This is a genomic window from Thermus aquaticus (assembly GCF_001280255.1).
GTDB lineage: Bacteria > Deinococcota > Deinococci > Deinococcales > Thermaceae > Thermus > Thermus aquaticus.
This window is the reverse complement of sequence record NZ_LHCI01000106.1, coordinates 138,486-146,158: the sequence shown is the minus strand read 5'-3', so window position 1 is coordinate 146,158 and position 7,673 is coordinate 138,486. Positions and strand designations below refer to the sequence as shown.

At 66.9% G+C, this 7,673-nt stretch carries 11 protein-coding genes and 1 tRNA gene; 5 read left to right on the top strand and 7 right to left on the bottom strand.

Translation table 11 applies throughout. The features are described from left to right. Window positions 1-235: transposase (locus BVI061214_RS01745; protein ID WP_156303274.1), on the bottom strand; the 235-nt coding region annotated here is incomplete at its 3' end. A 105-nt stretch (window positions 236-340) separates the two neighbouring features. Here BVI061214_RS01745 and prfB point away from each other — a divergent pair. Further along, window positions 341-1,439 (top strand): peptide chain release factor 2 gene (gene prfB, locus BVI061214_RS01740; RefSeq protein WP_156303202.1). Its coding sequence is split into 2 segments (ribosomal slippage): window positions 341-391 and window positions 393-1,439, totalling 1,098 coding nucleotides; the frame shifts between segments, so codons are not numbered across the junction. 1 nt (window position 1,440) lies between these two features. Here the strand turns inward: prfB and BVI061214_RS01735 are convergent. The 4 genes from BVI061214_RS01735 to BVI061214_RS01720 all read right to left on the bottom strand — a co-directional run bounded on the left by BVI061214_RS01735 (window position 1,441) and on the right by BVI061214_RS01720 (window position 4,034). Beyond that, the gene (locus tag BVI061214_RS01735) at window positions 1,441-1,647 is read right to left on the bottom strand and encodes a hypothetical protein (RefSeq protein WP_003049449.1); all 207 of its coding nucleotides are present in this window, start codon (window positions 1,645-1,647) and stop codon (window positions 1,441-1,443) included. A 151-nt stretch (window positions 1,648-1,798) separates the two neighbouring features. After that, window positions 1,799-2,461, bottom strand: a complete 663-nt coding sequence (phoU, locus tag BVI061214_RS01730) for a phosphate signaling complex protein PhoU (RefSeq protein WP_003049446.1) — start codon at window positions 2,459-2,461, stop codon at window positions 1,799-1,801. Between the two features lie 14 nt (window positions 2,462-2,475). Further along, on the bottom strand, window positions 2,476-3,366 hold the full coding sequence (locus BVI061214_RS01725; protein ID WP_053767044.1) for a sensor histidine kinase: 891 nt from the start codon (window positions 3,364-3,366) through the stop codon (window positions 2,476-2,478). Continuing rightward, window positions 3,363-4,034: a response regulator transcription factor gene (locus BVI061214_RS01720; RefSeq protein ID WP_053767043.1), complete on the bottom strand. Its 672-nt coding sequence runs from the start codon at window positions 4,032-4,034 to the stop codon at window positions 3,363-3,365. Before BVI061214_RS01720 ends, BVI061214_RS01725 begins: the two co-directional genes overlap by 4 nt. 90 nt (window positions 4,035-4,124) lie before the next feature. Between BVI061214_RS01720 and BVI061214_RS01715 the strand changes: the two genes are divergently transcribed. Further along, window positions 4,125-4,199: transfer RNA gene (locus BVI061214_RS01715), tRNA-Val, on the top strand. Between the two features lie 169 nt (window positions 4,200-4,368). On the opposite strand, the gene BVI061214_RS01710 is transcribed toward BVI061214_RS01715, so the two are convergent. After that, window positions 4,369-4,845: a hypothetical protein gene (locus BVI061214_RS01710; RefSeq protein ID WP_248841702.1), complete on the bottom strand. Its 477-nt coding sequence runs from the start codon at window positions 4,843-4,845 to the stop codon at window positions 4,369-4,371. Window positions 4,846-4,884: 39 nt separating this feature from the next. Between BVI061214_RS01710 and BVI061214_RS01705 the strand changes: the two genes are divergently transcribed. Both BVI061214_RS01705 and guaB read left to right on the top strand, forming a co-directional pair. Next, window positions 4,885-5,106 (top strand): DUF1902 domain-containing protein, encoded by a 222-nt coding sequence (locus tag BVI061214_RS01705; protein ID WP_053767042.1) that lies wholly within the window; start codon window positions 4,885-4,887, stop codon window positions 5,104-5,106. A 218-nt stretch (window positions 5,107-5,324) separates the two neighbouring features. Continuing rightward, entirely contained in the window at window positions 5,325-6,809 is a 1,485-nt protein-coding gene (gene guaB, locus BVI061214_RS01700; RefSeq protein WP_053767041.1) for an IMP dehydrogenase, read from the top strand. A 95-nt stretch (window positions 6,810-6,904) separates the two neighbouring features. Here guaB and BVI061214_RS01695 read toward each other — a convergent pair whose 3' ends face one another. Beyond that, window positions 6,905-7,135, bottom strand: a complete 231-nt coding sequence (locus BVI061214_RS01695; RefSeq protein WP_003049434.1) for a hypothetical protein — start codon at window positions 7,133-7,135, stop codon at window positions 6,905-6,907. 39 nt (window positions 7,136-7,174) lie between these two features. Here BVI061214_RS01695 and BVI061214_RS01690 point away from each other — a divergent pair, with 39 nt between their 5' ends. Then, complete coding sequence (locus tag BVI061214_RS01690) at window positions 7,175-7,636, top strand: hypothetical protein (RefSeq protein ID WP_053767040.1); 462 nt, start codon at window positions 7,175-7,177, stop codon at window positions 7,634-7,636. Window positions 7,637-7,673 lie beyond the last annotated feature (37 nt).

Sequence of the window (7,673 nt, the reverse complement as noted above, 5' to 3'; positions counted from 1 at the left end):
CCCCCTCCTTCTGCCACTGGCGAAAGTAGTGGTAGACGGTGGACCAGTGGGGCAGGTCATGGGGCATGGCTCGCCAGGGGATGCCGTTCTTCAGGACGTAAAGGATGGCGTTCATGATCTCTCTTCTGGACACCTTGGCGGGCCGGCCGCCGGGCTTGGGGGCGGGAATGAGGGGCTCCAGGAGGGCCCACTCCTCGTCGGTTAGGTCGCTGGGGTAACATCGTCTAAGGGTCACCCTTCAAGGATACCACCCTTTTACGACAGCCTCTCATAACACTTGAGTTTAATGCGCGCAAGGGTCCTTGCCCCGGGCGGGCCCAGCCCCTATACTGGTAAGGGTATGGACCTGGAGCTTCTCAACGAGCGCCTGGCCAGTCTCCGGGGGTATCTTTGACATCCCCGGCAAAGAGGCCCGGCTAAAGGAACTGGAAAAGCGGCTGGAAGACCCCACCCTCTGGCAGAACCCGGAGGAGGCGAGGCGGGTGAGCCAGGAGGCGGCCCGCCTGAGGCGCACCGTGGAGACCTTCCGCTCCCTGGAAGGGGACCTGGAGGGCCTGATGGAGCTCTGGGAGGAGCTCCCCGCCGAGGAGCGGGAGGCCTTGAAGCCCGAGCTTTTGGAGGCGGCCAAGAAGCTGGAGGCCCTTTACCACGAGACCCTTCTCAACTTCCCCCACGCCGAGAAGAACGCCATCCTCACCATCCAGCCCGGGGCTGGGGGCACCGAGGCCTGCGACTGGGCGGAGATGCTCCTTCGCATGTACACCCGCTTCGCCGAGAGGCAGGGCTTTGAGGTGGAGGTGGTGGACCTGCGGCCCGGGGCGGAGGCGGGGGTGGACTACGCCCAGATTTTGGTCAAGGGGGAAAACGCCTACGGCCTCCTCTCGGCCGAGGCCGGGGTTCACCGCCTGGTGCGCCCCTCGCCCTTTGACGCCTCGGGGCGCCGCCACACCTCCTTCGCCGGGGTAGAGGTCATGCCCGAGGTGGACGACACCGTGGAGGTGGTGATCCGGCCCGAGGACCTGCGCATAGACGTTTTCCGCTCCCAGGGGCACGGGGGGCAGGGGGTCAACACCACGGACTCGGCGGTGCGCATCGTCCACCTGCCCACGGGCATCACCGTCACCTGCCAGACCACGAGAAGCCAGATCAAAAACAAAGAGCTGGCCCTGAAGGTCCTCCGCTCCCGGCTTTTTGAGCTGGAGTGGAAGAAGAAGCAGGAGGAGCTTCAGAAGCTTCGGGGTGAGGTGCGGCCCATTGAGTGGGGGAGCCAGATCCGCAGTTACGTCCTGGACAAGCAGTACGTGAAGGACCACCGCACGGGCCTCATGCGCTTTGACCCCCAGAACGTCCTAGACGGGGACCTCATGGACTTCATCTGGGCGGGCCTGGAGTGGAAGGCGGGCCGCCGCCAGGCGGCGGAAGAGGTGGAGGCCGAGTAGCCTACCGGCCCAGGGCCTTGTGCGGAAGCTCCCGCACCCGGGACTCCTCGGCGGGGGTGAGCTGGGTGAGGGCGAAGGCCACGGGCCAAGGGTTTCCCTGGTCCAGGCGGGCCTGGTCGCTAAAGCCCAGGATGGCGTAGCGGGTCTTGCACTCGTGGGCGGGCTGGAAGAAGCAGAGGGCCTTGCCCTGGTGGGTGTAGGCGGGCATCCCGTACCACAGCCTCAGGGTGAGTCCTGGGACCTCAGACCGGATCAGGGCGTGTAGCCCCAGGAACAGGGAGCGGTCGGGCCCAGGCCAACCCTCCGCCTGGGCCAGAACCGCTTCCTCCTGGCCCTTTTCCGGGGTGACCTTGGCCCGTTCAGTAGACGTCTTCCGGGGCCTTGTACACCTCCCCGGTGAGCCAGTAGATGACCCTTTCGGCGATGTTTTCCAGGTGGTCCCCAAGCCGCTCGTAGCTTCGGGCCACCCGCATCAGGGTCAGGGCCTTGGTGATGGTGCGGGGGTCTTCCATCATGTAGGTGAGGAGCTCCCGGCTGACCTCCTCGTAAAGGGCGTCCACCTGGTCGTCCATGGAGAGGACCTGGCGGGCCAGCTCCGGGTCGCGCTCCGCCACCGCCTTGGCCAGGGTGTCCATCATCTCCAAAAGCCTCCGGCCCATCTCCGGCAGGGTCACGTAGCGCTTGAGGGGGGGCTCCTGGGCCAGGACGAAGGCGTCCTCGGCCACGTGCATGGCGTAGTCCCCGGAGCGCTCCAGGTCGGTCAGGGCCTTGATGACGGTGAAGATGAGCCGGAGGTCCGAGGCCACGGGCTGGTGCCGGGCGATGAGGGTGATGGCCTCGTTCTCAATCTTGAGCTCCAGGGCGTCCACCTCCTGGTCCTTGCCGATGACCTCCTGGGCTTTGGCCCGGTCGCCCTCCACCAGGGCCTCGGTGGCCTTCTGGGTCATCTCCCGCACCAGGGAGAGCATCCTGAGGCTTTCTTCAATGAGCTGGTTCAGAGCCTTGTCCAAAGCTTCGCGCATACCGCCTCCCTTTCTCAGTCTACGGGCAGGCTGACGCCGAAAACGTTCTCCTCCCCCTCCCTTCTGGCGTAGGCCTCCCCGCCCAGGGCCCGGGCCAGGCGGCGCACCAGGTGGAGGCCTAGCCCCTGGCCCGGCTCCAGGTGGCTCCCCCGCCTTCCCGGCAGAAAGAGGGGCTCGTACTCGGGAAGGGCCTCCCCCCGGTCCCGCACCTCCAGGTGGAGGCGGTCCTCCTCCAGACGGGAGAGGAGGCGGATGGGGTCTTGGCCGTACTTGAGGGCGTTGTCCAGGAGGTTGAGGAGGATCTGGAGGAGGGCCTCCGGGTCGGTGGAGAGGGTGTGAGGGAGGTGGACCTCCACCCGCCTTCCCTTTAGCCTTTCGGCCAGGAGCTTTTCCAGACGGGACCAGACCTCCTCCAGGGCCACGGGGCGCCGAGGGCCGGGCCGGATGGGGGAGAGGCCCTCCACCAGGCGGGCAAGCCGGGCCACCTCGGCCTTGAGGAGGTCCAGGACCTCCTTTTCCTGCCTGGTCCTGGGGGTGAGGGCCTCGAGGAGGGGCCCCATGCCCGCGAGGGGGGTGCGGAGCTCGTGGGCCAGGGTCACCGCCGCCTCCTCCAGGTCCTTGAGGCGCCTTTGGGCTTCGGTCTGGTCCAGGAGGTAAAGCCGCCCCGGAAGCGCCCGGACCAGAAGGAGGTGGTCCCGGACCTCCAGAAGCCTCTCCCCCCCGTGGAGGGCCAGGGCCTCGAGGCGGTGGTCCCGGAGGGCCAGGATCAGGGGTCGGCCCAGCACCTTCTCCCGGTTGACGCCAAGAAGCTGGGCCGCCTTGGGGTTCAGGTAGACCACCTGCCTTTCCCGGTGGGCCACAAAGCCCTCCAGGGCCTCTTCCCAGGCCTCTTCCAGAAGGCTCACGCCCCCTCCTTGAAGCGGTAGCCCACGCCCCGCACCGTCTCCAGAAAGCGGGGGGCCTTGGGGTCTTCCCCGAGCTTTTCCCGTAGCTGCAGGATGTGCTGGTCCACGGTCCTGGGGGTGCCCAGGTAGTCCGGGCCCCAGATGGCCTCCAGAAGCTCCTCCCGGGTGTAGACCCTTCCCGGGCGCTCCGCCAGGAAGGCTAAAAGCTCAAACTCCCGGCGGCTTAGGGAAAGGGGCCTGTCCTCCAGGGTGGCCTCCATCCGCTCTAGGTCCAGGAGGAGGGGGCCTCGCCTGAGGACCTTGCGCTTGCCTGCCCGGCGGAGGAGGGCCTCGAGGCGGGCCAGGAGCTCCTCGGTGGCGAAGGGCTTCGCCAGGTAGTCGTCGGCCCCCCGGGAGAGGCCCTCCACCCGGTCCCGTACCTCGGCCCGGGCGGTGAGCATGAGGACGGGCAAAGAAGGGTAGGGCCCCTGGCGCATCCTCTCCAGGAGCTTGGTGCCGGGCTCGCCGGGGAGCATCCAGTCCAGGACCACGGCCTCGGCCTCCTTCAGGAGGGGCCAGGCGGCCTCGGCGCTTTCCGCCTCCAGGACCCTGTGGCCCGCCCGCTCCAGCGCCAGGCGCACCCCCAGGCGCACCGCGGGCTCGTCCTCCACCACCAGCACCGTGGCCACGCCCTCAGTCTAGCCACCCTTCTGTCAGAACTCGGTCAGGAACCTTGCTTGACAGTTCTCCTCGCCCCGTGCTACCCTTCTAAAGGCCGGGGGCGGCTAGCTCAGCGGAAGAGCGCTCGCCTCACACGCGAGAGGTCGTAGGTTCAAGTCCTACGCCGCCCACCAGCTCCAGGACACAATACTTCCCCCCACGGTAGCGTGGGGGGAATCCCTTTAGCCGGTTTATCAACTGGTCTATCGGTTCACGAAATGGCCCGAGGGCCGGGAAAGAGGAGGTCTTCCAGGTCCAACACATACCCCCGGCGCTCCTCCTCCAGGAGGTGGCGGTAGACGTTCAGGCCGAGCTAAGTGCCCGCACTTTGGTTTCGCAACATAGGGTGCCCAAGTCTGGGCTGTGGAAGGGCTTTTCTGGGGCCCCCACCGCGGCGAAAGCCGCGGTGGGGTACTTAATTGCCTTCCCCGCTACTTCGGGGGCTTTAGCCCATATCGGAAAGTGCTGTATGGCCCAGCTCAAGGGCTCGGGGTGGACCAGGTTCCACCTACGCCCCCAGGCGAGAAGGGCTTCCCGAAAGTCCCTTAGCTTTGCCAGGGACTCTTCATAGCCGGGCACGCCCGTTAGGGCTTCCAAGGCCTTTCCCAGGCTTTCCCAGTCGTGGATGTACCAACCGGGGCGGTCCATGTGGGGGGCGGCTTCCCGGTAGACCGGCACCAGGCGGGCCAGGTCCTCCAGGGCTTCCGGGGCTATCTCCTCTAGGGCCTCTAGAACGTACCTCCAGGCGTTGCACCTACGCCACGCCTCAGCGTCCTCCATATTCCCATTCTATCCGTGCTCGTGCGGTATCCTACGGATATGCGGGTCCTCAAGATAGGGGCCTTTTGGGACGGGGAAGCTGGGGTGTGGGTAGCGGAAAGCCAGGACGTGCCCGGCCTTGCTACGGAAGCTCCCACCCTGGAGGAGCTTCTTTCCAAGCTCGCGGTAATGGTGCCGGAGCTCCTTGAGGAGAACGGGGTGAGGGTAGAGCCCCCGGTGGTGCTTCACCTGGAGGCCACCCGGCCCCTGGTTCTCTCCTAATTCCTGCGCCTTTTCGCAAAACTTCTGACCGGAAGGTGGCTTTCAAAGGAGGTGGCTGGAAGAGGGCGCGGCCGCCTCGGAAGAGGAAGGGCAGGCCCAGCGGCTTGCCCTCGCGGAGATCTCCCAGCAAGAGGAGGAGAGGTGAGCTGAGGTCCCCTAGGGTGGGCGCAGGGGGTCCCCCTGGACCTTGGCCCGGGGAAGCGGGTAGGCTAAGGAACATGTACGAGGGGAAGATCCTCTACGAGGGCCTCACCTTTGACGATGTGCTCCTCCTGCCCGGCTACTCGGAGGTCCTGCCCAAGGAGGTCTCGGTCAGGACCCGGCTCACCCGGCGGCTTTGGCTCAACATCCCCATCCTCTCCGCCGCCATGGACACGGTGACCGAGGCCGACATGGCCATCGCCATGGCCCGGGAGGGGGGGCTTGGGGTCATCCACAAGAACCTCTCCATAGAGACCCAGGCGTCCATGGTGCGCAAGGTGAAGCGCTCCGAGGCGGGCATGATCCAGGACCCCGTCACCCTGCCCCCCACGGCCACCCTCGAGGACGCCGAGCGCCTCATGCGGGAGTACCGCATCGGCGGCCTTCCCGTGGTGGACCTTTACGGGAAGCTTTTGGGCCTGGTCACCAACCGGGACCTCCGCTTTGAGCGGGACCTGAAGCGCCCCGTCAGCGAGGTGATGACCCCGCTGGAGCGCCTGGTCACCGCCCCGCCCGGCACCACCCTGGAGGAGGCCGAGGAGATCCTGAGGCGGCACAAGGTGGAGAAGCTTCCCCTGGTGGACGAGGCTGGGCGGCTCAGGGGTCTTCTCACCCTCAAGGACATCGTCAAGCGCAAGCAGTACCCCAATGCCGCTAAGGACCCTATGGGCCGGCTTTTGGTGGGGGCGGCGGTGGGGGCGAGCCGGGACCTCCCTGAGCGGGCCCAGGCCCTGGTGGAGGCTGGGGTGGACGTGCTGGTCCTGGACTCGGCCCACGGGCACTCCAAGGGGATCCTGGAGGCCCTGGCCTACCTGAAGGAGACCTTCGGGGATAAGGTGGAGGTCATCGCCGGGAACGTGGCCACCCGGGAGGGGGCGAGGGCTTTGGCCGAGCGGGGGGCGGACGCCGTGAAGGTGGGCATCGGTCCCGGCTCCATCTGCACCACCCGGGTGGTGACGGGGGTGGGCGTGCCCCAGATCTCGGCCATCCTCGAGGCCGTGGCCGGGGTGGAGGGGCTGGACGTGCCCATCATCGCCGACGGGGGCGTCAAGTACACCGGGGACGTGGCCAAGGCCATCGCCGCCGGGGCCCACGCGGTGATGCTGGGGAGCATGCTGGCGGGCACCGACGAGGCCCCTGGGGAGGAGGTCTTAAAGGACGGCAGGCGGTACAAGCTCTACCGGGGCATGGGCTCGTTGGGGGCCATGAAGCAGGGCTCCGCCGACCGCTACTTCCAGGATCCCGGCAAAGGCGGGGAGACCGAGGCCAAGAAGCTGGTCCCCGAGGGCATTGAGGGCATGGTGCCCTATAAGGGACCGGTGGCCGACGTCCTCTACCAGATCGTGGGGGGCTTGAGGAGCGCCATGGGCTACGTGGGGGCCCCCGACATAGAGACCTTCCGCAAGAAGGCCCGCTTCGTGCGCATGACCATGGCGGGGCTCATTGAGAGCCACCCCCACGACGTGGTGGTGGTCAAGGAGGCGCCCAACTACTCCCGCTAGACGCTTAAGTACCCCACCGCGGCGAAAGCCGCGGTGGGGGCCCCAAAAAAGTCCCGACTTGGGCACCCCATGTTGCGAAACCCAAGTGCGGGCACTTAGTCGCCGAAGAGCTTGTTGAAGGCCTCGCCGCTCCCCTTTTTGGGAGCCAGGCGGTAGGTGCCCTCCTTCTCCTCCAGTCTGCCCTCCTCCACCAGGGCCCTAAGGGTGTCCAGAAGCTCCTTTCTGGAGAAGGGCTCGCCTTCGTCCTCCAGGTAGCGCTCTATGTCCTTGAAGGTGGCATAGCGGAGAGCCTCCACCGCTCGCATGACCCAGGCCTTGCGGTCCATGGCACCATCCTACCCCGGGGGCTTTGGCATCCTTAGGGGGTGGACCCTTACCGGGAGTACCAGGACTACGTGATGGCCTCGAGGCTCCTCGTGGCCCTGGGGCTTTCCCGGGAGGTCCTTTCCCTTTCCCAGTACGCCCGCCTGCGCCTCCTGAGGATGGAGCTAGCCAGAAAGGGGGACTGGCGGGCCCTAGAGGGCCTGGACCAGCGCCTGCGCTACGGCTTCTGGACCAACCCCTTAAGGCTTCGGGACTTCCTGAAGAGGGCCCCCGCCGCCCCCTACCTGGCCTCGCCCGAGGCCTTTGAGGCCCTCCTCTTCCCCGAGGAAAAGACCAGGCTGGCCTACCCGGGCCAGGCAGGGGAGTACTACCTGGGGTTTTTGCGCCTTCCCCACCTCCTCATGGACCCTGAGGGCTTTGAGGCGGCCCTGCGGGAGCAGGAGGAAAGGGCGTTGGCTCTCCCCCTCTTCCTAAACGCCTTCCACAGGGTCCAGGGGCCTTGAGAGCCCCGACGTGGCCGGAGCCACGTCGGGGGCCCCA